The organism is Serratia sp. CC22-02 (assembly GCF_900182895.1).
Taxonomy (GTDB): domain Bacteria; phylum Pseudomonadota; class Gammaproteobacteria; order Enterobacterales; family Enterobacteriaceae; genus Serratia; species Serratia nevei.
Window position 1 is genome coordinate 483,506 of record NZ_FXUD01000001.1, and the last position, 24,340, is coordinate 507,845.

General features: G+C 52.2%; 27 protein-coding genes and 1 pseudogene. 1 reads left to right on the forward strand and 27 read right to left on the reverse strand.

The genetic code is table 11. The features are described from left to right. The first annotated feature begins 293 nt into the window (after positions 1-293). Positions 294-533, forward strand: a complete 240-nt coding sequence (locus tag QOL81_RS02205; protein WP_283439601.1) for a hypothetical protein — start codon at positions 294-296, stop codon at positions 531-533. Positions 534-537: 4 nt separating this feature from the next. Here the strand turns inward: QOL81_RS02205 and QOL81_RS02210 are convergent, their stop codons facing one another. The 27 genes and pseudogenes from QOL81_RS02210 to QOL81_RS02340 form a co-directional block, all read right to left on the reverse strand. Beyond that, complete coding sequence (locus QOL81_RS02210) at positions 538-1,311, reverse strand: LamG domain-containing protein (RefSeq protein WP_283439602.1); 774 nt, start codon at positions 1,309-1,311, stop codon at positions 538-540. Positions 1,312-1,320: 9 nt separating this feature from the next. Then, positions 1,321-3,417, reverse strand: a complete 2,097-nt coding sequence (locus QOL81_RS02215; protein ID WP_283439603.1) for a periplasmic substrate-binding domain-containing protein — start codon at positions 3,415-3,417, stop codon at positions 1,321-1,323. Next, entirely contained in the window at positions 3,418-5,910 is a 2,493-nt protein-coding gene (locus QOL81_RS02220; RefSeq protein ID WP_283439604.1) for a host specificity factor TipJ family phage tail protein, read from the reverse strand. Continuing rightward, positions 5,909-6,262: pseudogene (locus QOL81_RS02225) on the reverse strand (NlpC/P60 family protein); the annotation flags it as partial. The pseudogene QOL81_RS02225 and the gene QOL81_RS02220, both read right to left, overlap by 2 nt. 19 nt (positions 6,263-6,281) lie before the next feature. After that, on the reverse strand, positions 6,282-6,752 hold the full coding sequence (locus QOL81_RS02230) for a DUF1833 family protein (RefSeq protein WP_283439605.1): 471 nt from the start codon (positions 6,750-6,752) through the stop codon (positions 6,282-6,284). Next, a complete protein-coding gene (locus tag QOL81_RS02235; RefSeq protein ID WP_502950661.1) occupies positions 6,753-7,250 on the reverse strand; it encodes a hypothetical protein in 498 nt (165 codons plus the stop codon). Between the two features lie 27 nt (positions 7,251-7,277). Next, on the reverse strand, positions 7,278-10,427 hold the full coding sequence (locus QOL81_RS02240; protein WP_283439607.1) for a tape measure protein: 3,150 nt from the start codon (positions 10,425-10,427) through the stop codon (positions 7,278-7,280). 48 nt (positions 10,428-10,475) lie between these two features. Beyond that, positions 10,476-11,174 (reverse strand): DUF6246 family protein, encoded by a 699-nt coding sequence (locus QOL81_RS02245; protein ID WP_283439608.1) that lies wholly within the window; start codon positions 11,172-11,174, stop codon positions 10,476-10,478. Between the two features lie 51 nt (positions 11,175-11,225). Beyond that, positions 11,226-11,975 (reverse strand): Ig-like domain-containing protein, encoded by a 750-nt coding sequence (locus QOL81_RS02250; protein WP_041033806.1) that lies wholly within the window; start codon positions 11,973-11,975, stop codon positions 11,226-11,228. Between the two features lie 60 nt (positions 11,976-12,035). Beyond that, positions 12,036-12,419 (reverse strand): phage tail termination protein, encoded by a 384-nt coding sequence (locus tag QOL81_RS02255; RefSeq protein ID WP_283439609.1) that lies wholly within the window; start codon positions 12,417-12,419, stop codon positions 12,036-12,038. Beyond that, positions 12,416-12,826, reverse strand: a complete 411-nt coding sequence (locus QOL81_RS02260; protein WP_283439610.1) for an HK97 gp10 family phage protein — start codon at positions 12,824-12,826, stop codon at positions 12,416-12,418. Before QOL81_RS02260 ends, QOL81_RS02255 begins: the two co-directional genes overlap by 4 nt. 2 nt (positions 12,827-12,828) lie before the next feature. Then, positions 12,829-13,176, reverse strand: a complete 348-nt coding sequence (locus QOL81_RS02265; RefSeq protein WP_283439611.1) for a hypothetical protein — start codon at positions 13,174-13,176, stop codon at positions 12,829-12,831. A gap of 171 nt (positions 13,177-13,347) precedes the next feature. Beyond that, on the reverse strand, positions 13,348-13,746 hold the full coding sequence (locus tag QOL81_RS02270; protein WP_197803591.1) for a DUF7370 family protein: 399 nt from the start codon (positions 13,744-13,746) through the stop codon (positions 13,348-13,350). 66 nt (positions 13,747-13,812) lie between these two features. Continuing rightward, positions 13,813-14,106: a hypothetical protein gene (locus QOL81_RS02275; protein WP_060429454.1), complete on the reverse strand. Its 294-nt coding sequence runs from the start codon at positions 14,104-14,106 to the stop codon at positions 13,813-13,815. A 9-nt stretch (positions 14,107-14,115) separates the two neighbouring features. Next, on the reverse strand, positions 14,116-15,192 hold the full coding sequence (locus QOL81_RS02280; protein WP_197791633.1) for a major capsid protein: 1,077 nt from the start codon (positions 15,190-15,192) through the stop codon (positions 14,116-14,118). 17 nt (positions 15,193-15,209) lie between these two features. Then, positions 15,210-15,656 (reverse strand): gp53 minor capsid family protein, encoded by a 447-nt coding sequence (locus QOL81_RS02285; RefSeq protein WP_283439612.1) that lies wholly within the window; start codon positions 15,654-15,656, stop codon positions 15,210-15,212. A 12-nt stretch (positions 15,657-15,668) separates the two neighbouring features. Then, positions 15,669-16,934: a hypothetical protein gene (locus QOL81_RS02290; RefSeq protein ID WP_283439613.1), complete on the reverse strand. Its 1,266-nt coding sequence runs from the start codon at positions 16,932-16,934 to the stop codon at positions 15,669-15,671. A 3-nt stretch (positions 16,935-16,937) separates the two neighbouring features. Continuing rightward, a complete protein-coding gene (locus QOL81_RS02295; RefSeq protein WP_283439614.1) occupies positions 16,938-17,864 on the reverse strand; it encodes a phage minor head protein in 927 nt (308 codons plus the stop codon). Next, positions 17,848-19,176 (reverse strand): anti-CBASS protein Acb1 family protein, encoded by a 1,329-nt coding sequence (locus tag QOL81_RS02300; RefSeq protein WP_283439615.1) that lies wholly within the window; start codon positions 19,174-19,176, stop codon positions 17,848-17,850. The genes QOL81_RS02295 and QOL81_RS02300 overlap by 17 nt, the downstream gene beginning before the upstream one ends. A gap of 21 nt (positions 19,177-19,197) precedes the next feature. After that, entirely contained in the window at positions 19,198-20,676 is a 1,479-nt protein-coding gene (locus QOL81_RS02305; protein WP_283439616.1) for a phage terminase large subunit family protein, read from the reverse strand. After that, entirely contained in the window at positions 20,663-21,142 is a 480-nt protein-coding gene (locus QOL81_RS02310; RefSeq protein WP_283439617.1) for a DUF2280 domain-containing protein, read from the reverse strand. The genes QOL81_RS02305 and QOL81_RS02310 overlap by 14 nt, the downstream gene beginning before the upstream one ends. Positions 21,143-21,173: 31 nt before the next feature. After that, a complete protein-coding gene (locus QOL81_RS02315) occupies positions 21,174-21,824 on the reverse strand; it encodes a putative metallopeptidase (protein WP_283439618.1) in 651 nt (216 codons plus the stop codon). Positions 21,825-21,863: 39 nt separating this feature from the next. Then, positions 21,864-22,118 (reverse strand): DNA polymerase III subunit theta, encoded by a 255-nt coding sequence (locus QOL81_RS02320; protein ID WP_283439619.1) that lies wholly within the window; start codon positions 22,116-22,118, stop codon positions 21,864-21,866. An 855-nt stretch (positions 22,119-22,973) separates the two neighbouring features. Beyond that, the gene (lysC, locus tag QOL81_RS02325) at positions 22,974-23,249 is read right to left on the reverse strand and encodes an Rz1-like lysis system protein LysC (RefSeq protein WP_349361511.1); all 276 of its coding nucleotides are present in this window, start codon (positions 23,247-23,249) and stop codon (positions 22,974-22,976) included. Further along, positions 23,140-23,511 carry a DUF2570 family protein gene (locus QOL81_RS02330; protein ID WP_283439621.1) on the reverse strand — a complete coding sequence of 124 codons (372 nt, stop codon included), beginning with the start codon at positions 23,509-23,511 and terminating at the stop codon, positions 23,140-23,142. Before QOL81_RS02330 ends, lysC begins: the two co-directional genes overlap by 110 nt. Further along, the gene (locus tag QOL81_RS02335; protein WP_283439739.1) at positions 23,508-23,987 is read right to left on the reverse strand and encodes a lysozyme; all 480 of its coding nucleotides are present in this window, start codon (positions 23,985-23,987) and stop codon (positions 23,508-23,510) included. Before QOL81_RS02335 ends, QOL81_RS02330 begins: the two co-directional genes overlap by 4 nt. A gap of 7 nt (positions 23,988-23,994) precedes the next feature. Further along, positions 23,995-24,291, reverse strand: a complete 297-nt coding sequence (locus tag QOL81_RS02340; RefSeq protein WP_043147346.1) for a hypothetical protein — start codon at positions 24,289-24,291, stop codon at positions 23,995-23,997. Between the last annotated feature and the right edge of the window lie 49 nt (positions 24,292-24,340).

Sequence of the window (24,340 nt, forward strand, 5' to 3'; positions counted from 1 at the left end):
GCAATGCCCCACAGATGCCCCAAGCATCTTTTAAGTGACATAATTACCCTTCTAATTCAAACACCTACCTGGCCCAGTCCGGCTTGTTGAGGATAGGCAGCCGTAAAAGCGGAAATTGATTGGAAGTAGTAAGGAATCACGGTTATTGACAAAGCATTACCGCAAGTCGAGCCACTACTTAGCAGGTAGTTGTATCGTTTTGCGGTAATTTTTTGCCCCATACATGCCCCATAAATCCAACACTCCTCTTCCATAGGCTACCATTATTGCACCCCCACCAGCGGAGCAGAGCAATGGGCAGCATCACCCTCGCCGGCCGGCAGATCTTCATTCTCAACGAAAACGACAGATACCCAGAGCCACAACAGAATAGCCCTCCGATGTTCGCGATCCGTGAGGACGAAGAAGGCCAGCACTGGCTTTATGTTTGGCATAAAGGGCGCTGGCCGCTTGTCTCAGAAGTGCCGTTTGAAACCCAGGGAGCGGCCGTAGATGCATCCATCGCATTCGATTTCGCTACTCTGTATCGATAGCCTCTTATGCGGTTAATCGCGGCATAAATTCGGCAAGATACGCATTGATTTTCGCAAGTGCAGTTTGATCGCGATACGCGTCGACATTTGGAATGACGATTGATAACGCAAAATCAAATGTACCCGGCGACTGTGCGCCCAGCGGGCCAGCTCCGCCCACTACGATTTTACGTGCGCCGGCAGCAGTTGATAGAGCACCAGTAACCGGTCCAGGCGCCGTTACCTGTTCGCCGTTAACATAAAACACAGCCTGTGGGTTTGGCAGGTTGTAGGTAATAACGCATGAGAACCAGCCGATGCCTTTTACCGGCTTTGTAGAGTTGATCTGGTTATCAGGAAAATGCTGCAAGTAGCGCATTTTTGAATCATCAGGACGATCGACAAACAGCATTAATGGCTTATTGTCAGCAGCCTGGCTTCCGATAATCGTGTCAACAGTACCCAGGCTCGCACGCATCACAGTAACAATCGTCTGAATATTCGTATCTGCAAAAACATCAACACCGCCTCGCACAGGCGTGTTATTGAAATGCAAAGCTGGAATTCCAGCGTTAATTTTTGTTGGAGCTGATGATACAGGTACAAGAACATCGCTATTTGCACGATCAAGAACTCCGGTTACAACCCCTGCGCCATTTGTCCTGATGAAACGTTCCCCGGTCTCAATCCATGACGAAACACCGAGGTTAAAAAGCTCCTCCTCTGCCTTAGTTACTTTGAACACTGGTATATTGTTCCCAGAAAATGCAGATTTGGAGTTAGTTCTAACAAGCAGCATGATATCACCTTATTTTGAGTTGATAATGAATGAAGGACAGAAGTTGAAAGTTGTAACTGCATTGTCGTAAATGTTTTTATGACCAGAGCTATCTCTGAGACAACCTCTCGCTCCTGTAATAGGGCCTGCACGGTCAATATCTGATTTTTTCATAGCATATGCGAGTCGCCAAGATCGTGCTGGCTTTTTGTTTAACGTAACTTCAATCACATCAGCAGAAACCAAGGAAACATCAGTTATTTCTGGTGGCGATTCAGTGTAATCATCGAAATCAAAACCATAATTATCAAGCCCATCCATTGAGATTATACCTGATGTATCAAAAACAAGTGGAGGATATTGCGTAGAAACTTTAACCCTCAGCACATTATCACCAACAAAATAATAGTCACAAGGTGCCATGGGCGTGCTTGAAGCACCAAAAACCTCATTTACTGTTGCGATAGCCAAACATTGACCAAGATAGTTTCTACCCCATGAATTCATATGAATATGGTCAGACATTGGATACTGATAAATTGGCCCCACTGGTAAGATCCTCTCTGATCTCAGTAACTGAGCCTCTTTAATTGGCTGCCTCCACAACCCCTCGGGATATGTGCTCGGCCACGATATTTGATTTATGAAGAAAACGGGATCTTCATGCTGTCCGGTTATCATCTTAACATCATCAGTTTTAAACCGTTGAAGCTGACGAAGTTGAGACTCATACTCTTGCTTTGTCCTAGCCTGAATATCAACTTCATTCTCTCCTTGCATCCAGCGGAATGCAGCAACAACAGGCCTTTTCCCAAGGTTAATTATCAAATCGGTTGCTGACTGTAGAGCTATCTGGAATCGCTTGTACGTATCCTGGCCCCGTGTCAGTTGATAGTATTGCTGACCTCCAAGGCTTGCATTTATTGCGACAATCGTAGGCATGACTCCAGTCAACGCTTCAACGTCACGTATCGTGTGATTAACCCACGATGAGCATGATGTTTCACTCAACTGACCACTCTGAGTTTCAATCAGGGGCACTAAGCTGGTTGCCTTCGTGCTAACAGCCCTTACTCCGGTGTTCAGCATTAATGCATTGCCAGGGTAAATAGGGTTCCCAGCTATCGTCGGAACACCACCTGATCCCTGCCCCCATGAGTTTGATTGTCCTTCGTCAATAAATATATAAACGATATTGCTGTTAGGCTCGCTGTAAGATGACGCCTGACCCAAGTAGCTTTTTTGTTTTCCTGAGTAAATGAAATCCCTATCAACACCACCTGTATCACTTCCAATATCAGTTAGCTTGATTAGTAGATTATTGTTGTAGCTATAAATATCACCGCTGGAAGAAACAATCTCAGAAACGGTTCCTGTTTTTATATCAACAACAACCTTTGCAGCAGGCCTTCCATCAACAAAACCATAGCAAAGCGCATTGGACTGACCACCAAAATCATATTCAATGTCAATGAGAATATCTCCATTGCTAACAGACTCACCTTTTGCGGTGAACAATGAAATTATTTTCCCTTCAGCGTCAGTTGTTAACTGTATTGCTGGAATACCATTATAAAACCCATACGATAGAGATTTATTTGCTACTACAGCATTTGCCGAAGATGAAACCATTCCTGTTTTTGTGGCAACATAAACATCGCCATTTTCAACAGTAAGATAAATACACACTCCATCAATGTCTGCTGCAGCGGACGTAATTGACATTCCGTTAAAGAAGCCGCCTGAAAGCGTTTGATTCTTTGTCCTAGCATCGAGTTCTGATATGAACTCACTGCTAGGATAACTTTTCCCTGTTTTAGTGGCTACACCACCAACGTTTTGATAAACGTCTGCTACTGAGTTCGTGTCATCAGACCATACAAAAAAATAAGCGCCATCTGCGATCTCTCCCGCAGATATAGCGGCTTGAGCCTCTTGTAATGTCCAAGGTTTACCTAATGGCGCTATATTATCAAGAGCCCCTTTCCATGTATATCGTTCAACACCAAACCTATCGATATATGTTCTGTTGCTTGAACTAACTATCTCATCAATTTTTCCTGAGTTGAATTTTAAATCCCTCACATCCTCGCTAGGGATTGGCTTATTTGTCGGTGTGGTAGCCATTTATTCAGTTACCTCGTAATTATACATTTCATCGTTGTATTCAGACATGGTTAACGAGGTAGTCCCGTCGCCATTCGGTTTCTTTTCTGTGATCGTCCACTTAGTTGCGTCCATCTCCATTTGCGTGGCAATAACGTAGCGAGACGGAGACTGGACGTTATATCCGTCAAATATATTGAGATTTATTGCTGGTACTGGAGCGGTAAAACCGAATGTCGTATCGCTACGGGGGTATGCCTGAACACGCGCCGATGGGGTGCCATTTGCATCAGTGATGACGACAAACATATCCCCGGACCACTCGATCCGTTCACTAGTATCGAAGTTGTTACCGTTACGCGCGACGATATAGCCATCCTGCTGGTTAGCGTCGTAGATATCGGCTACCTGCACCATCTGGCCGACATTCACCCATTCCCCATCGGCAAGCGCTCGGATAGCCATCGTTTGGCGTGAATACAGAAGCCGGCGAACTTCTTTCAATCCCCGATCCCGTGCTTGGAACGAATTGCGGATAAACAGCATGTCGAATTTCTTCGCCTTTACCGGTTCCCCCTCTTCAATCGAGTTGCCGACGATCCGGTAGCGTATGAATGCCTGTTTATTCGTGACCGGGTTTCGATACTTGACCTCTACCCCATCAAAACCACCGGGGAGAGTCATGTCGTAGGAAAGGCTGTAATCCTCCGCTTTCATGTTGGCGCGGTTGAATATCGTCGTTGCGTTTGGCTTCCGCTCATCGCGTGTGAAGGACAATACCCCGCCATCCCAGAACGCCGTCACAGTGGCCGCATCACAGATCGTCTGAATCCGAGAGCCCAGCGAGATATCTTCGTCATCGAAGGTGTAATCGAAATAGCCCAGGCGCCGATCCGGCAACGATGCCGCGATAGAGTAAAGTTCGTAGATGTCGATGCTCGACTCTGGCTGACCGCCCATTTTTAGCCAGGTGTGTAATACAGCGTCTGCAAACGAGCGTGACGGCCTTTCTGTGTAATCGACTGTCTGTGTGGCCAGGTTGTAACTGATGACGTGCCGGGTGATTAGAGCGTTATATTTTCGCTCCCTTGCACTGGTAGCTCGTTCTGTCGCAGTGACAGTGACGGTTACGAGCGTGTCATTCGGGTAAACAACGTTGGTGCGCGTCCTGACGATGTGAACAGCTTCGACCTTCAGGATTGAGTGATCGTTACTGTTATTGGTGCGGATGAACGTTACCGCATAGCGGCCATTGCCAGACACTGGCGTGAATTTGAACGTCCTATACTTTGTATCCGCGTTCTCGTCATCGTTATTCAGCCCGACGTTGTAGCTTTCCAGCGTGCCGGGTATCTGGTTGTTATCATCATCAACCTTCCAGAAGGTGACGCTGGTTCTGGCGTAGTCTCCATGTCCCAATTGCGCCTGCAGATGTACCCAAAGCTGAGTCCCATCAACCGGAGAGAATGATGGGCCAATTACCAGCGGTTCATTGTCGTTAAGCGTGAATATCGACGTGTTGATTACCGCGTCGTCGGGGATCTGGCTGATATCGTTGCCGCCCAGATTTACAAACGTGAACTCGTAGAAATACTGTGGGTTCACTGGGGCGCCATCGTCTGTTGTCGTCGCACTGAAGAGATCGGCAAATACCGTGATATCGCGAGTTACCGGCCCCGACACCGTGTTGTAGGTGACATTGACGACGAACGATACAGAATGAGGCTTAGGCAGGTCATAGAAGTAATCAAAGTCGCTGTTCTGCTTGATTTTCACCTTTGCCTGTCCGGTGATGATCTCGCCAGAAACCATATCGGTGGTTGTCGTCGCCGTTTCTGCAGGAAAATCACCGCTCTCGTTCGGCCCAGGAAGCTCCTGGCCGTCAATGTCGTCGAAAGCGAACCCCTCATTGATCAGCGGGATATTCTCGCCTGGCTGGAAGATGCGGTATGAGGCGCCAGCCAACGCTCCGAGGTTCGATTCTGAGTACCTTACTGACGTCCAGTCATATCGTCCCAGACCGAAGTTCATCCACTCGGTGACTTTCTTGATGTTGTTGTCGTACTCGAACAGCGACTCCTGAATCAGGTCAGGGTACGCACGCACCTGGCCATAGTTGTCAGGCTTTGCCTCACCGTTTCGCGCAATGTTGGTTTGCCCTTTCAGGCTATTATTAGGTGATGTCTTTGCGTTGCTGCTTGTCGCCACGCCCGCGCTTGGCTGGCCGAGCAATGACGTCAGGATTTTTTGAACGAACTTGATTGGGGCAAAAATCGGGCTTAGCACTTTACCAATGGTGCCGCTTTTCGGCTGGTCGAACACGCTGATCACGTCGCCATCGTTGAGCGGGAAATTCAACTCTTCATCGGGCTGCAGCTTTACGCCGTTACGCAGAATTTCAACATCGCAATGAAGGTTGGCGGATTTCAGCCAGGGATAGAACATACTGCCGGCGGGAAGGTTGTGACGTTCTTTTGGCAACCCCGGCACGCGCTGAACTTCGATCAACGGCATAGTCGTAAAACTCCAATTTGGTGAAAACTCGCTCCAGCGTCCGCAGCTTGTCAAAGCGCACATGCCCCGCTTCGCCGCGGCTATGGAATGCTTGCCCATCAATGACCAAACCGACGTGAGCTGGCTGACCGCCGTAATACGCAATAAAAATGCTACCGTCGGCTGCTTTCTTGGCCTGATGCCAGAACACAACATCACCGGAAAAACACGTCAGGAAGTCGCTACCGGCTTCGTAGCCCGGAGTTTGGTGTATCTCTATGCCGAGCACATGCCGGTAATACAGCACCACCAGTCCCCAGCAATCAGCCGCATCGAACGAGCACGCCCGATCGCGCCACGGCTTACCCCCCATGGTGTGAATGAAGTCAGATTTATGCATTGGCGAGTCCTGGGAATTCAGTGGTGTTGTAGAGGAAGCCGATGTTGTTGTTTAGCGGGTTCTGCAGCGTGAGCGAGCACGTTACGTCAGCCTCATCGAGAGAGGCATCTTTCACATACAGCGTCCAAGACTTCAGCGGCGTGTTCATGTCCGCCGCATCGAAACGCTGATACGTGGCAGAGATAGGCGTTATGCGTGAGTGCGCGCGCCACAGCTTCAGCTGCTGCTTAAAGTCCTGTGCCAAGCGCCCGAATTTCACTGTTGAGTTGATCACCGGAGTGCTGCTCTGCTGACTCTCTGCGACCTCCATTCGACACGGTGAAAACACCTGGCCGGCGAACGTCTTTGGGTATATCTGGTTTGCCACTAGTCGGAGAACACCAAATGCCGGATGGTTAAACGTCATCGTGTCGTAGATGATCCGGTTGGGCCGCTGTGACTGAAATTCTCGTAAGGTAGGCATTCAATACTCCGGCATGTCGCGGTTAACCACTTCATCAATGATTCCCCACTGATACGGCGGCAGCTCAACAATGACGTCTGAGAACTCATCATCCGGGTTGTAGACCTTCCGGGTGATTACGCTCGCGGTCCATGTAGTCGTGTTGCCGTTGATGCTCGTTTGCACCGGCGGTGCCACAAAATGCAGTTCCTGCAGTTGCAGGCCAGAGCCCCCCAGATTGCACAGCATCGTGAACCACTGATTACCGTTATCCAGGTAACGAGGACTGCGATACCACTGCTCGAATGCCCGATCCTCTTGCAGCGTGAAAATCCACGTCAGCGACCAGGTGGTTTTGAGGTCATCTGTCAGACGCTGGAATATCGGCGCGCCCACTGCTGGCTGATCGGTGCGGAACCCGGCATCAATCGTGCGACTCTTGTTGGCCTTCTGGGGAAGTGATAGCCAGTCGGGATAAGATATTGCCACGGTTTTCTCCCGGTAATAAAAAACCCGCATAAGCGGGTTATGGAGGTTTGAGTGCTGCTATTCAGTGGCTTTGCGAGGCGCCTGGTGATACTGGGATATACCCTGGCTGATTTGCCCACCCTGCTGCAGATCTGCCAGCACAATGCGCACCACATCGCCACCATCAGCACCTTTGCTGGCCTGGGTATCCATTACACCAGCACCGGATGAGTAGTTTTCGATAATGATGGTTGGCGCCGCACTGCCGCCGCCGGTCATCTGCTTGTTGCTAATCACCTTGCCGTTGTCACCGGGGATCATGTACTGCTTACCAGTGCTCGCCTGGTAAATCTCTGGCTTTCCTCGCTCACCTACCTGGTACATCGCGCCTGCGCTCACAGGGCCGCCGTTATAACGCGCGCCAGCCAAAGCCAGACCACCAGCCAACCCAACGGTTGAGGTTATCCCAGCAGCCGCTGGAGCTGCGTTAGCGCCAAGAGTTGCCAGTGATGCCATTGCGGCCGCCGGCGCCCAGGCTGAAGCCGTTGTTGCAGCCATACCTACAGATGAGGCCACGGATGCGGCGCCAAGCGTCTGGCCGAGGATGTAGTTTTTCAACGCCTCCACACCCACCTGAACGATGCTGTTTATCACGCTGTTCAGGATGGTGTTACCAAGCGACCGCATAGCCTCTTGTGCCGACATCGTGCCGGTAAGCAGGCCAGTAATTGCGTTTGATGCATTACCCGAGAAGGCATCAACAGCGCTCGTCAGCATGTTGTAACCAAGGCTTTGCTGGCTCAATAGCTGCCATTGTGCCTCTGTCCTCTGCTGCTCATACTGGCGATCTGCAGCAGTTCGCAACGCTAAGGCCTGGTCATGCGCTAACGTCCCATCATTTTCAAACTGCTGAATCAACGCCAACTTCTGCGCGTTTTCATTGGCAAGCTGTTGCACTGGGTCAACCATTCCGGCGGCTTGCTGTTGAGGAGTTACCACAGCTTCAGCCCGGATTTTTGCCAAGTTAACCTGATGCTGTTGCTCCAGTTGCTCAGCCGTGGTGTTGTACTGCTCCAGGCTGATTTTCTTAGCAGCCAACGCCGTGTTTAAATCCTTCACGTCCTGCGCGTAGCTGGCGTACTCTTTGGCTTCCGGGAGTAGCTTCTCTGCTGCAGCCTGCGCCTTGATAGCGTTGGCTGTGTCCCACTTTTTGGCAGCGTAAGCACCAGCCTCAGCGATCTGGGCCTGTGTAGCTCCTTTTCCCAGTGATTGCTGTGCGGTCAGGATCGCCTGCTCTCGGCTAAGCTCACTTGTTGATCCCGCCGCAAGCTCTGACTGCTGCTTAAGGTTTGCCAGCTTCTGAGCAACGCTTTCTGCCTGGTTGGCTGACTTCTTGCCCTCCGCTATTCCTTCCTTAGTCGCCTTCTTCTGCTCTTGAATTGCCTTCGTTGCATCGAACTCAGCTCCTGCCCTTTCGCGTGCCAGCATTACGTCTTGCTCACTACCGCCGAGCGCTCTGATGTCCTTCTCTGCCTTGAGCTGGGCGCGCTTCCTATCGTTTAGTTCGCCCTGAATTTCAACCTGATCATTCAGCTTATCCAGGTAGTCCTGAACGTTTTTAGGCCGTTCAACGATGAGGCTTTGCGAGTTAAACTTTTCTTTAGCCCTGCCAGCAAAGTTAATAGCGTCTCCGAGCTGGCCAAACAAGCCCGCAGTAACACTCGCCTCATGCCCATCACGCTTCAGCAAGTCTATACCCTGTTGGAATGTCCCGTTCATCTGGGCGCGCAATATTCCGGTTTTACTGATTGTTTGACTTAACTTTGTTTGCTCTGAATCTACCTGAGCAGTTAACTGGATATGCTCACTTTCTAACTGGTTAACTTTCGACACCGCATCAGAATAGAACAGGTTATTTTGACCTAAACCTGCAACGGCAGCCTTTGCGCTCTCTAATCTGGATGTCAGATCAGTGAGTCGCGCCTCGCTGCCTTTCAATTCTTCAGATTGAAGCCTGATTGACTGGCTGGCCTTGTCTATTTCAGCGGCCAACTGAACGCTACTCATGGTGCGCATTTTTGCGATAACACCATCGAGTTTATCGGCAAAATCTATTGCCTCTTGCTTGGCTTGCTGCGCCCTCTGGTAGAAATAGAAGATAGCCGCAGACGCAAGGGTTGCAGCTCCGACTAGTCCACCCAGAGGGGTTAGGGCTGCGACCAATGCCGCTCTAAGTGATCCTTGTGCTATAGCTGCCCTAACCGCTGCGGCCGTATTGGCTATCGTTGCTGCTGTAGCGGCAGTTAATGCGGAAACATATCGAGAACCAATCACGGCAGTGATTGCCAATATCACGTTGGATACAGCTGTAAGATTCTCGCTCAGGGTGATAACAGCATCGTTGAAGACCATCACGCCGGTTTTTACCGTTGTTGAACTACCGATAAATTTGGTGATGTTGTTGCCGGCAATTTGGCTTGCCTGGCTTATAGTCATTGTGGTCTTGGCGAACTCTCTCCCAATCGCATCACCTTGTGACAAAAGCCCTTTTACAACTACATCCGTAGTCAATTTACCTTGCGCGGCCATCACACGAAGCTGACCGATGCTAACGCCAAGAGAGTCGGCCAGAGCAATGGACAGACGGCTACCTTGTTCGGCTACAGAGTTATATTCCTGCCCTCTCAGCACGCCAGAAGCCAAGCCCTGAGATAATTGAACTATGGCCCCTTCAGCCTCTTGAGCTGTAGCGCCAGATACGACAAATCCCTGGTTGATAATAGTCGTTAACTTAGCGAGATCGTCAGCTGAGGTGTTATAGCTTCGTGTGGCGCGCTCAAGGCGAGAATAAAGTGTCGCAGTACCGTTCAAGCTTGAGCGTGTATCTTGAGTGATCTGAAAGACTCGCTCAGTTACGTCAGCAAGAGTCTCGTTGGCTCTTACTGCGTTTGCCAGTTTGTTGTTGAGCGTCGTCCATGCGTCGGCATATGACAATACCTCACGAAATGATAGAGCGGCTGTAACAGCAGCGGCTACACGAGACAGCGTTCCCAAGGTTGCCCCTGCTGTTCCTGCCTGACGTTCAAGTTTCGATAGGCTGGCGTCCGCTTTTCCTGATTGCTTCTCCATCTCCCCGAGGACCACAGATGCCCTGCGGCTCCCGGTAATCATTTTTGCAGTGTCGATATCGACCTGATAGACAAGGCTGCCGCCGTCTTGTTCTGCCATTTGGTGTTCTCCGGGCATAAAAAAACCCGCCGTAGCAGGTCATGTAACCTAAAAGTTACTTACAGAATCTGTTCCACACCGCTTTGCCATCATCGCCTGCCAGCGCTTCTCATCTTCGCCCATCACCTGATCGTACTCTTCGCGCGTGAAGCCTTTCTGCTCTGGGTATTTTGCCGCCAGCAGCAACTGAAACTCAGTCATCGAAAGGCGCTCTGCTTCGGCGCGAGGCATATTGAAATGATTGCGCGCTGCACTGATGTACTCGAAGGCGTTGAACTCGCTCACGTAGCTGTTCGACTCGTGTCGCTGCAGCTTGCGTATCTTTGCCTTGCCGATGATGCCGTGAGTGATCAGCGACTGGCCGATTACGATGATATCGCTCGCCGGCATCTTGCCGCGGCGGAACACGAAAGCCCTCTTACCTCGCTTACTTGGCCGCAACTCCCCCACCAGCGCGCTAAGGTCATCATCACAGCATGCCTGCATGACGATCATCCCGGCGTATATTGCTGAGCTACTGAATGACGGCGCGTTGATGTATGCCAGCAACCACCCAGGAACCTCACCGTATGCCTCAACAGCGGCTTCAAGTAACCTTGGCGCCTCACTGGTATGGAGTTCAGCAAATCGCTCTACAATCTCCACTGGCGAACCTATGCGGGTTATGTTTGCGAACGAAGGTCGAAGGAAGTAATCGCGATCGGCATCGGTGATGACCATCTCGCCTAATTCAGTGATTGGTATCATGAGATGCCTCGAATAATTATCATCAAGGGCGCAGTACGCCCTTTGTGATAGTCACGCGGTAACGGTGATCGCGCTGGTTGATGTTTTAGCGCCATCATTGGTGGTAAACGTGATTGTGGCCGCGCCAGCAGAAACGCCAGTAACGAGACCTGACTGATTGACGGTGGCCTTACCGGTTGCCGAGGATGACCAGGTGCCGGTTTTATCGCTGGCATCTGCCGGCGCCACGGTAGCGGTAAGCTGTTGAGTCGCCCCTACAGCAATGCTTGCTGTTGCTGGCGCCACTGTCACCCCGGTAACCGGTACATCCGCGGCGACTTCAAACACGACAGTATCGGCATCAGCAACTTTCCACTCGCCGGAGAAAGTGGAAATGTCGCTCGTACCAAAATCACCAGACCACGACGTAGTGTTGAAGTAGCCCATGATGTAGGTGCCGGAGTCTTCGCCGACGAAATCGAAGCGCACCCAGATCGACGGCTGCCGGCCAGCCTGGACTTCATCGAAAATGTACTTGGAGATGTTGAGCGCGCCGATCTCAGTGGTTTTGTCTTTACGGCGGAATTCACCTTCACCGGAAATGGTGAAATCCATGTTGGTTACCAGGTTCTCCACCAGCCCTTTCGCGTCGTCCGCTTCAGACGTCACGGAGTTTGGCGAAAAGTCGAAGCCCTTGGTGGTCAGCGCGCCGAGGCGCTTCCAGTCACTCAGTGCCGGCAGCGTGTCAGCACAGCCGAAAGCCATACGCAGCACCGCGACTTTACCGATCAGCTTGCCGGTATCATTTGCACAACCTTGCATGTGTTACCTCTTCAAATAAAAAAGGCCGCCCATAGGCAGCCTGATGGATAGATATGTGCGTTATTCGCCGTAGGTGCAGCAGACTAAAAGTCGGTAGATTAATCGCCCCTCTGCTGATGGGATTGGCGTTGGAGAGCCTCCGAGCAGACGCATGGCGCCAACACAGCTATCAGCGCCCTGTTGGCTGCTGATGTAATCGGCGATTTTGTTCGCCGCGGCATCTGCTTCTGCGTTCTTCCCTTTGGCCCCGACAATATCGACCATTACGAAGAAATCTCCGCCGCGGTCGTATTGAATATCTGAACCACCACCAGGCCGGAACACGATGAAGGTGTCTGATAGCTTGCCCGTGTCGTTCCACATCAGCGTTTGGATGGTGAGCCCCGCGGATAGGCCCGCACTCTCGAAAAGATTTCGTAGGCGGAGATACATTGGAGGTGTCACAGCATCATCTCCTTCCTGATTATCTCGTCCACCTGCCCGCGAGTTTTCTCTGCGGCCTTGGTGAGGAATTTAGGTTCACCAGATGGATCCCAATAATTACCGCCTCCTTGCGACTTAGGACGCGGCAGCCCTTTTAGGATGCCACTGGCGTTATGAACATAGACCGCATAGTTAGCCGAATACCCGATACGCCCAGTGATGCGTGTTCCATTCACTACGGGGGTGTCCTGGTATTGCGAGTTAAGCAGTACCGAGGTTTTACCTATTGGGGTCATCAGGGCAGCCTCATTGCCGATGATAAACAGCGCTGTTTTGATAGCCCTGACCGCCTTTCTCGTCCTGACATCCTCAACCACGGCATCAAGGCGCTGCTGGGCCTCTTTGATACCCTTTATCTTTACGCCCATCGCTACACTCCCGTCAGAATGGCTATATCCTCCGCCAGGCGTTCAAACGTGTCGGCATAGCGGATCACCTGCACCACCTCATCGGCACCCGCGGCGATCGGGTCTACCATGGTAGACACGCCGATAAGCAGATAGTCGCCTTTCTTAGCTTCGGTGAATTCAGTCCACACAGTGTTTTTTACAGTGATTTCCGAACCGATATTATTCAGCTTCGCCGAGAGTCCGCCCTGGTAATCGCACATGATAATTTCAGGCGGAGTCCAACCTAGAGGATCGCCCGCTTCACTACTGCCTAGATTGCGCCATATCGTGGCCTCAGCCGTATATGACCAAATGGCTAATGATGACATGTCACTCTCTCCAGCTAATCACCGCAGGCCGTTCTGCCGCGATTTTCGGGCAATTAAATTTCCACTCACCGCGGTCGTTAACGAATCCCGTGGTTTGCCTGTCCGTGTCAGTCTTCACCCAGACGCGTTCAAAAGGCTTTGGTAACCGTTCGGCGACAGGTATCCATGCCATCAACCACCACCGCACATGCAGCCGCCCTTGCCGATCCAGACACCGGCAAAAGCCTTGTTTGTTGGGTCAGGTGGAATCAGACCTGTAGCGCACCCTTTTTTATCCAGCCCACGCAGCAGGTTCAGCGCCCCTTTCCAGCGATCACTAAATGACTGATAGCGGAACGAACGCGATGCCCCGCTTGGCGCCGTTTGAGAGCTGATGTATTTATCGCCCTGCCCTAATCCCATTAGCCCGAGAAGATAGAGTTGGATGAGTAACGCTGTGGATGCTGGGTAATTCGCATCCAGACATTCCTGAATGCTGTTCACCTGCTCCACCAGCGCATCCAGGACGAAATCAGGCAAGGTGATACCCTGTGACTCCAGATATTCCTTGGCCTTTTCTTTAGTCACCATGGCTGATTCCTGTACGAAGAAGCCCCGCCGAAACGGGGCATAAAAAAACCGCCTTAGCGGCGGCTGTTATTCAGCGGGGAACAGATTTTCGAGCTCGCCTTCCGGCAACAGTTCAGCGAGCTTTTCTTCGCCGAGGTTGCCTTTGAACTCAATCCCCAGATCAGTGAGCCGCGCCTTGATAGCATCCTTGCGCGACTTTGTTTCGTTGCCGGCATCCGGTGTGGCCGGGGTCAGTTCACCGCCGGCCGCGCCACGCATCAACCGAACGTTAGATTTCAGCGCTGGGTGAAGCTTTTCCAGTTCCAACACATCCCCGATCTCTACGCCATTCCAGGGGCGAATAACTTCGTATTTAGCCATGTTTTCCCCTTATGCCAGATTGGCGCCGTAGACAACACCGGAAAGCCCCTGATCGTCTGCAGTGATTTGCAGACCTTCAGCAGACATGATCTGGAAGTTGTAGTTAACGTTCGGAAGTGGACGTGGCAAAGGAATAACGCCCTGAGCCATGCCAACCAGCGGGGAAATCACATCTTTGCGGCGAACGTATGCGATAAACTCGTTGCCTTTCAGCGCGAACGTCTGGCGAATCTCTTTCACCGGTGCAAATGGCATTACCGCTTGCAATACATTGCCGCTCACAACACCGTTTACCACGTATGGCTGCGCCAGGTTAGCCCAGATTTCCGGGGATACCCACATCACGTCGTACTGAGAAACTTTGTTAACGCGTGCCAACGTACCGAAAGCCCCCTTACCGAAGAACTCGAACAACTGAGTCATCGTCGCGGTGGTCAGATCGATATTAGCGCCGCCGGCACCGGCGCCCAGGTTGAGCTTTTTGCTGTTGCGGTGGTTCTTCAGGCCTTGAGCTGGGTAGCCCTGAACCTGAATTTTTTCATCGCCGCCAAGGTAATAGGCCACCCGGCGCTTATTGACTTTACGCAACTTAGCAGACTGAGAATCCAGAACCAGATCAACACCCACGGAATTAAGGCCAGCAGCGTGCCGCCAGTTAACCCCATAACCTGCAGTGAAGACAGGGATCGGGTCACCGTCGCTATCATATTCAGTGTGATCGAATGAGAACGGCGCCTGGCCGTCAATGCTTACTGAGACATCATCAGCAATATCACCAACAACATTATAGAGTTTTGCAGTTTTACCAACAGAAAGAATAGTCTGGACACCCATCAAATCATTGATGATTTCCATACCGTCTTCCTGGTCGCGCAGTTGGAGGATCTGGTTATCGATTTCAGCCCAGAATTCGCGAGCGAAACCACCTACAGCATTACACGCCAGCATTTCAGGCGTCATATGCGCACGGTTTGCGGCGAGCATTGCATTGTGCTGGGCGTTCCAAATGTTTCGGTTAGCCCACAGTTCATTCCAGTGGCCACCGAGGCGGCTATTAGCAGCCAATGTCTCTTTGGAGAAATACATGTGCGTTTATCCTTCTTTTAAGCGCCAGCGGCGACAGTGCCAACGCGCATACGCACGCGGATGAAATCGGTAGCGCCGGCAGCGATGGTGGCTTCGTCCTGGCTGTAACCGATCACTGAATCAGTGTCAGCAGTTGCCAGGGTGAATTGGCCGTTAGCGCCAAGCTTGATCGGGCTATCTTTCTTATACGCGCCAGGTACGCAGAGCAGCGCCAATTCACGGCCTTCCTCCACGTAGTTGCCTACAGCAGAGTCGCCAGCAGGAACCGCCTCGGTGATTTTCAACCCCTGATGGTAGGCAACATCGATGATGTAGATTCGGCCCTTTAGCGCGGTAGCCTGAGCGAATTCATCGCTGGCGTTGATGACTGCAGCAGTGCCTGGCAAAAGTGCCGCGGCAGTGGTGTGGGTTTCGGTCTTATACAACGACTTTCCGTCGATGTTTACGCGACGATAACGTGGCATTGGATAGCCCCCTTATTTGAAGTGTTCTTCGGCGGCAGGTGCGCCATTTTCTTGCTGATGCTGACCGGAGTTACCGCCCAACTGAGCCGAGCTTCCCAGGCGCTTAAAAGCGTCATCCAACGCTTCGCCTGTCAGGGCATTAGCAGCCAGTTCACCAAGAACGGCCGCAACGGCTTCACGCTTGGTTTTCTCTTCTGCGCGAGAGTTTGCAGTCAGGGTTTCGGCCAGTTGGTTATGGTTGGACTGGAGCGCATCAACTTTATCGGTGATCGGCTTGAGCGCCTCGGCGAAGTTGGCGGCCAGGCCTTTGCCGATTTCGGTGATCAGCTCTTGTTTCTCTTCAGTGGTTAAAGGCATGTCGCCCTCCGTTTGGTGGTTGGTTGCAGGTTGCCCCTGCGGATTGAAAAGGGATTTAACTTTGTTGGCGACGACCGTCACCCAGGATTCCTGTCGCGCAACCGGTGTGCCGGTTTCATCAAAGGTGATTTTTCCGCCCTCCGATGTGTAGCCATAAACCTGGGCTGCGCCGCCATTGCGAATGATTACAACCTGTGAGTCGGTGAAATCAGCCACCCAGGCATATTCATTTTCGCCGGGAGCAAATCTTTCTTTTGCTGCGCGGTCGAGACGTTGCTCACGATCCCGGTATGACTCGCCAATCAGCGCGCCAGAGTTGGCCTTTAACGGCGTGGCAAGGTCAGCGTTAACCATCAGACCAACGCCCTGCTCAGGCGTCGCTGCGCCTACCTCATGCAACAGAATTGCGTCATGATCCATGCCGTGAATCTTCGCCACCCACTTGGCACCTGTGGCCTTCTGTTGCTCATTGGGCTCAAGCTGGTCGAGAAACACCGCAACGCTGGTGTGAATAGGTGGAACATCTTCGCCGCGCTCAATGGCCTCTACGCGGGAGATAAGCTCCCTGCCTCCCTCGCTCTGGTTGGCGATCTGGGTATCAACCCACTTCTCCAGGTAGATCCGGTTGCCCGATTTCTTCACATTGCGATTCCAGGCACCGATATGGCCCTGGTTGATGCCCTCAGGCGAAAAGGCAGAAATGAATGCGCCATTTAGCTGAGGATGCCCCAGCGGCGCCAGCGTGCCTTCCAGCCCTTGATAGTGAGCATCGATTTCGCTGGCCGTATACAGCCCATCATTCATGACCACGTTTGCCGGCAGTGTGTAGCTCGGTAAAACAAGATGCTCGCGGCAGTTGTATGACTCGCGACGAATTGCCTGGCTGTTGACCTTAGTAGTGACGTTAACTTGAACTTTCATGGATTAACCCTCTGCCCATTTGTAGCCTCTCTCCTTCATGTCGTTGAACGTCTGCTTGGCTTTGTCGATGACCGAAGGAGTGAGAGGGTTCCCCTTGTCATCCACCAGCACGGAAAGCTGCGAGCATTTGCAGTTGATGGCGTTGCCATTCTTCGTGTACCACCCCCTAACTTCATCCTGCGTGTACAGGTGAGCATGCCTGGCGGCGTGCGTTGCTCGGGTGGTAGGGCTTAACGCAGAGATGTGAAGCAGCTTTGTTTTGATGCCGTAGCGGTCTTGCGCATCCTGAGCTTCATCCCATCGTGCGCGCCTCAGTGCGGTAGTGATTTCCGTCCTGGCAATACGATTAGCGCGCCGGGTTTCAATGCCAGTTTGCTCGTTGAGGTTTTTCGCTACGTCACGCGGGTTGAGCCCCCTGGCAATACCATCAGTCAGAATTCTCGCCATATCGCTCTTAACCTGAGCGCTAAGCCCTTTCATCTCTTCGAACTCGCGCGCTCTGACCAGAATCAAACGCAGTTGATAGGGCTCACTCAACAAGATGTTGGGAACATCCTGCTGGCCGGCAGCGTAAGCAGATGACTGCTGAGAAAGGTTGTAATACTCCTGCGCCGTTCCGCGCTGGTAAGCCACGGACACATAGCGCCCAAAGAACCACAGATTGAATTCCCCACCCTCCAGCAGAATTTCGTCCACCAGCGCTTCGCCGTTCTGTAGCAGCATTGACAGAAGCCCCTGATCAAGACGGAAGGTGTAGCGCTCGTTTACGACGGGTTCGGAGGGGATGCGGTTGAGAATGTCGATATAGCCTTTCGTTATCAGCTTCATGCGCTTTGCAAACTCACGCATGGCGCCACGCTCTAACTTATCAACTCCTGTGGGATCTTTGATGTTGCTCGGCAGAATTGGAGGCTTAGGTTTCGTCGTCATCCCCTGTCTCTCCAAGCGGGTCGCCGCCTTCAGTTTCGAATCCTGCTGCAGTGCGAATTTCCTCACCGCTGAACGGCGCCGTGTCACCACTTTCGACCATGGCCTTGTTCACCTCTGCCATGGCCTTGGAGTCCGCCAGGCGCTCAGCGCGAGTCTGTTGATTGAGATCGTCCCAGATAACTGTTTTCTGGCCGACAGAATCGATAATTCTCAGGTCGATCAGCTTGTCGCAGAAATCCTCAATTTCGAACGACAGATCACCGCGGCGACTCTGACAGCGCCCATTCATGTACTTCTGGTCTTCGGTGCTTGAGCGTTCAGCCTGTTGGTTGCCTACCAGTATCCGCGAAGGGATATCAACGCCGGCAGAAGCCGTTTGCAGGTTCACGTTATAGGTTGGGCCAGGATCAGACACCGGGGAAACAAGGGAGGTAACAGCGGCGCCCTGTAGGCTCATCAGCACATCGTTGCCGCGGTTCATCTCGCGCGCGGCTTCGTTGAACTTGTCCTGCAATTCGTCAACGCTTACGCCATACATTGACGCCAGACTGCCAAAGTCGATCTCTTTGTCGAAGCTAAGCGCCAACTGCCGCGCTGCGTTCTTCAGGAATGACTCACCGGAACCGCCCTCTACTTTCTCCAGGCTGACAAATGCGTTATATGCTGGCTCAAGGAACCCGATAGCATCGTCGGTGTAATCCCCGAGGATGAAGATCCGGTCTGGATGGATTTCGACACGTCGTGTGGCTCCATTTGAAAGCCGCTCTGTGTATTGCCACATCTTCGGCTGGCCGTATGTTTTCGAGTTAAGCCCTGTGTCCCACTCGCTCACGTTTAGTGAACCAGCCCAGGCTACCGTGACTTTTTCGAGGCCTCGGCCTCTGGCTGCTTCGGTATTCCATGGTTTGTCGTCGCGGATGTGCAGCAAAATGCCAGAGTAACGCCCGACGAGCCGTCGGCGGTCAGCTTCTGCAAAAGCGCGCCATAACCGGTTCGTGAATACCGGTTTGAGTTTTTTCTCCCAGGCAGTTTCCGCGCGCTTCTCGTCGGACTTATCACCCTCGATGATCTCCGGGTTGGTCTGCCAGCATTTGCTCACCAGCTTTTCCACAGCGCCATGTGCAATACCACCGCGGCGAAACAATGAATAAAGATTGTCGTAAGTGATCTGCTCAGGAAAGCCGTATTCGCACCATGCGGAGCCGCGTTTATTATCCAGGCCCATAGATGGCCCAAGCATCGCCATGCGAGCACGCTCAATCCTGGCGTCGTTCAACGCGTGGTTGACGGCCAGTTGGAGATTTTTGTTCATGTGGTTTCCGTTTGGAGTGGTTTACTGTAGCCGCTTAGGGAGCATCATCCCTCTCGGTTGAGAGCCGTTAAGTTCAGTCAGCGCATAAACCATGGCATCAAGGCGGTCTGGTGACTTTTTGGCAGTCGTCGGTATGTACTCCATCAGCTGATTTTCCAGCACGTAGAGATTTCCCTGATTCAACACCCTGCCTTGTTCGTACAGGGCTGATATTGGTTCCGCTCGGGCATACTTCCCCTTACTGGCGTGAACTCGAATAATCCGCCCTTTAAAGCCTGCATTGCGTAGTGTCTCCTCCGCCATATCACCACCCTGGTTTGTCTCTATGACGATCGCATCTGCCTGATGATGTTCATACGCCCATATCGCTTTTTTAGCCCATCCTGCTGGAGAATATTTACCGCTGTAATCCCCATCAACCGAGAATTGCTTTTTGTCTCCAGCGCCATAGGAACTCGCAGCAACTACCCCTGTTTCATCACTCTCATCGCTGTTGGTTGCCTGTGGGTCAATAGCCACGACTGTGCGAACCTTGTCATGCTTGATTTGTAGCTCATGAGCAGCGCTTATCATCTGCTCATTCCACAGCGCCCCCTCAGCATTGAAGCGGCGAGGCTTCTGCATGTACTGAGCTTCGGCAGTGCGGCGATGAGAAAACAGTGATGTTCGATGCGATTCGTTGTGTTTGAATGGCCACAGCCAACCATCAGGCAATCCGTGGTCAATCGGTAAAGCGTGGGTGTTTTCTGGATACTGCGCAGCGTATGACTGACTGTTGTCGATAATCACCGGCAAGTTCAGATGATGCCATTTCTCACCACTGCCCCCGCGCAGAAGATAACCGCTCAGATCGTGGTAGTGGATGCGCTGCATAATGACAATCATCGGCGTCGTCTCGATCGCCAGTCGTGATTTGATTGTCTCGTTAAAGCGGTTATTTACGCCATCGCGGACGATCTCAGAGTAAGCGTCGTCAGGTTTTACTGGGTCATCGATAACCAGGGCACCTTGCCAGCCTGGTTCCATGTGTCCGGCTCGAAAGCCGGTTACCTGACCTGCTGCAGATGACGCATATACGCCGCCGCCAAACTCATTCCACCACATCGCCTTGCTATCTGCATCATCGCGAAGCTCCATCGGCCACATGGCTTGATACGTACGAGACTTTATTATTCCTCGCGCTGTAGATGAGTTAAGAAGAGCAAGGTTGTGTGAATACGACAGGTGCATGAACCTAGCACGCCTATTTAGCGCCAGTCCTCTCCCCATCATATTGATGGTCGCCAGTTCTGTTTTTGTATAGCCGGGAGGGACGTTAATAATCAGACGCTGAATCTCGCCAGCGATCACACGATCCAGTGTCTCCTGGATTACCTTGTGATGTGGTGCGACGATCATCTTGCCGCCGGTTCTCTGCTTGAAGAAGTAGCGGGAGAAATACATCCCATCCTCTTCACACTCTATCTTGCGGGCATAATTCCGCTGCTCAACAGTCGTCATCCTCCAACATCTCCCGCCGAGCCTGCTTGTATTCGTCTTTCGTCAACGTGGCCGACTCGATGGGGCCGCCGTCTTTACCTGTGTGCTCTACCTTCTGTCTATTCGTATACGCATCGCCGCACTCTTTCGCGGCCTGCTCGACGATCTGAGCGGCCAATGCGAAGTTTTTCATGGTTTCGGTTCGCGTCGCCATGCGATCAAGCACGCGCAGCCGGTAGGCCTTGTTGGCGATCGGAATGTCTGAAATTTCCGTCTTGAATCGTTCTCGCGTCGTGTGGAACAGGTCTACCCACTTCTTAGCCAGTGACTTGCCGCTAACCTTTGTCGGGTCGTGAGATTCAACCTGCTGACGCGTAATTTTTAGCCCAAACTCTTTTTGGACGGACTCCACTACCAGTGTAGGGGTATCAAAGCACGCAAGCGACTGAATGATGAAGGCTTTTACATCTGGTTTTAATGCAGCCATAAATCACCATCCGTCCAATACAGTCCAATATTTACGCCAGCCTCAACATGCAATTACCGCACGCCCTGGCAATGTTTAGTTGTGCCACCTCCGCAGGCCTGTTAGCCGCATCAACTAGTTCCTGAACTTCCACGCTGGCGCCATACCGGCGAACCACGCCAACAAACTCTTCAACGTCGTGGCCGCGCAGTTTCAGCACCGGCTGGCCTTCCTTGTTGAATTTTGGGGCTCCGAAATCGTCGGTTGCCTGTGCGATGTGGTAGAGCTCATGCTCGACCAGGGCGCAGAACTCGGCATCAGAACACTGGGAGCAGTAGTCGGCAGCTAACGTGATGATGAATTTCGGCACCACTCCGAACCACTCATGCATCTGCTGTTCCATCCGGGCCTTCTGCCAGCCTCCGGCGCGCATCGCTACCTCTTCAGCCTGGCCGAGCACATGGCGCCCTTTCTTCTCAAACGCGGACGATGCCCACATAAAGCGCAAATCGGCGTCTGCAAGGTGTCCGTGGTCTGGGTTAAATAGGCTGCCGGCATCTTCGATGATTTGACGCTGCATCCACTCCTGTACCTCGTTCGCGGGAACCAGGCCGATATATGGCGTTAGCTGATGGTCTTCGATAAACCGTAACGGTGGGTAGGGTCGCCTCTCATGGCTCTCATCCTGTGCTGTTTTAGCCATGATTCTCTCCCAATAAAAAACCCGCCGAAGCGGGTTAAGTCATTTCTTGCCGTTGGCCTCAGCCATTTGCTGGTATCGCGGGTCGCTTGGCCCTGGGAATTTGTGGCTCTGGCTACGGTAATGCTGCAGGCGTTCGCGGAAAAGCTCGCGCAGATGCTCAGGCTGCTCCGCCTCCACCTGCGCCGGTACGATCGGCATGTTCATGCGCTCTTTGTACGCAACACCGGACGCCGCAAGGTCTACGTTAACCTTGTCCATTTCTTCTTTTGGCAGATTGCCGAGATTGTATGACATGAAATCCTCCTGGTTCAGAGGATGATACGCCAGCCTCCAGCTGTATGTAAGTAAATACGACTCACTATTGGGGAGCAGCGAACAGCGGATAAACCCTGACTATAGGCAATAGCCGACACAATAGAACACAGCAATTCCGCTGTGATTGGGTTCCCTATAAGACCATATAACGTTACTAGGAGGTTTTATGAACTATTCACCAGAGTTTTATCTGGCTGCAGCAGCTTTATTCAAGCTGCTCAGACCTCTCGCTTACATCGCACTTCATCTCGTCCAACGCAAATTCCCTCTCCATAAATAACCGCAGCATCAGCCACACCTCTCGGCGTTGCATCGCCACTTCCGTCTTTCCGGCTGCCAAGACGTGATCACCTCCTGCAGGGCTTCACTGTCTCATTCCTTGTCGGGGGAATTCTTCATCACGTAGCAGCCTCAGAAAGCTGCTCTGTGATGGAAAATAAAAAACCGCCCGGAGGCGGTTGGTGTAGGTGAAAGGCAGGCCAAGCTAATTGCGGATTACCATCATTTCCAAGTATCCCTACTGACACCGTGGCCAGCGTGGGGTTCGAGAATGGCAGCGTCACCTGAGCCCCTTGGCTTTTCATGTATTAACCTCATCGCGTGACCAACAAGGCGGAAGACTCCAACGTCCCAGACGCGGGTGGTAATGCTCTCAAGATGGTTACCCACCTTGGCCGATCTCCCTGCTCACTATCCCCTCTATTCTGTTACCCCTGGCTCAGGAACCCTGATGTCACGATCAGCGGTTGCTTAAGGGGAAGTCCAAAAACTGGGTCAAACAGACCTCCATGAACTTTCCGTGGGCTAACAGTTAGATAATATCCAAAATACGTTTTACTTCAAGCGTTCTCCATTGTGGATAACTGACATCCACTTCTGAAGTGTTTCTACCTGTCCAGCGCAGATATGAAGCGCCGTTTGCAATGCCAGTGCGTAGCTCACTGCGTCACCCCACGTTTCTCCTTGTAGGCTTGGCTGCTCGCATGGGGCAAACACAGACTCAGGGGGTAACAGAACGACTTGCTGTGGCGCTGGCGGCATTTTGCTGCAGGAGCTCAACAACAGCGGCAGGCATAGGACTATTCCCACATTTACTGCCTTTAAGTGCATCTCGCATTTTCCTCTGGTAGGTTTCCTCGCGCTGGCGTAGTAGCTGCTCTCTTTGTTGTTGCTCTGCGGCCAAGGCTCTGTTCTTCCGGTCTTGTGCTTGCAGGGTTGAGATCAGTCCTGACTGCTGCGCCAGCGTCTTTTCCTGCTGCCTAACCTGCTCGCTGGCCTTTACCGCGTTGCTGTGGAAGTAAAGCGCCAGCCACGCCAGCGCAATGACGATGATCAGCAGAGCAGCACCTAATACCGCCACCAATCGATTCATGACTGGCCCCAGTTGCAGATTTCGCGCTCTACTTCGCGACGGTTAATCAACCCCTTCCAGACCTTGCCACCAGCTTTATTCCAACGCCTCATTTCGTCACAGGCGCCACGGCTGTCGCCAGCATTAAGCTTTTTCAGCAGCGTGGATGACTCGAAAGCCTTAACGCCAACGTTGTAGCTGAAGCTGATCAGCGCCGCTTTCTGGTATTCGCTGGCTGGCACCTTCACCGAGCGCTCTACCGAACGGGCGAAAGGCACCAGATCTTTATCCAGCATCGCTTTGCATTCCGCTTCGGTGTACGTCTTATCGGGAATAATGTCTGGCCCGGTGTGGCCATAACAGACCGTCAGCACGCCAACAACATCGCGGTAAGGTTTGTATTCGACGCCCTCAAGGGAAGGAATCAGTACGGCCGCAATTGCGATGGCACCACCAGCAACCGCACCAAGCAGCCTCTTTTTCATTATCGGAGTGATCGCCATATCAGCCCTCTGCTCTGCGCATCGCTTCGGCTACAACCTCAACCGCCGCTGGGCGCTCGCTTTCTGGCCTGGCAGATACACCGTGCAGATAGTCCTCCATGATCTTCGTGCGCCGGCGTTCCTCTACCAGGCGTTCGCGCTCTTCCTTCCGTTTGGCGTAGTACGTCTTGATCGTAAAGAAGGCGGATATCAACGCCCCTACGATAAAGACGTAATCCTGCAGCGACAGCAGCGAAAAAAGGCCGAGAAGGCTTGACCACCAATACGGTAGGTTTGGATTGTCTGGGTGCATCTTCATGACTCCACCTCCCGGTTATCGGGCTGTGCTGTAGTAAAACGAGAAAAGC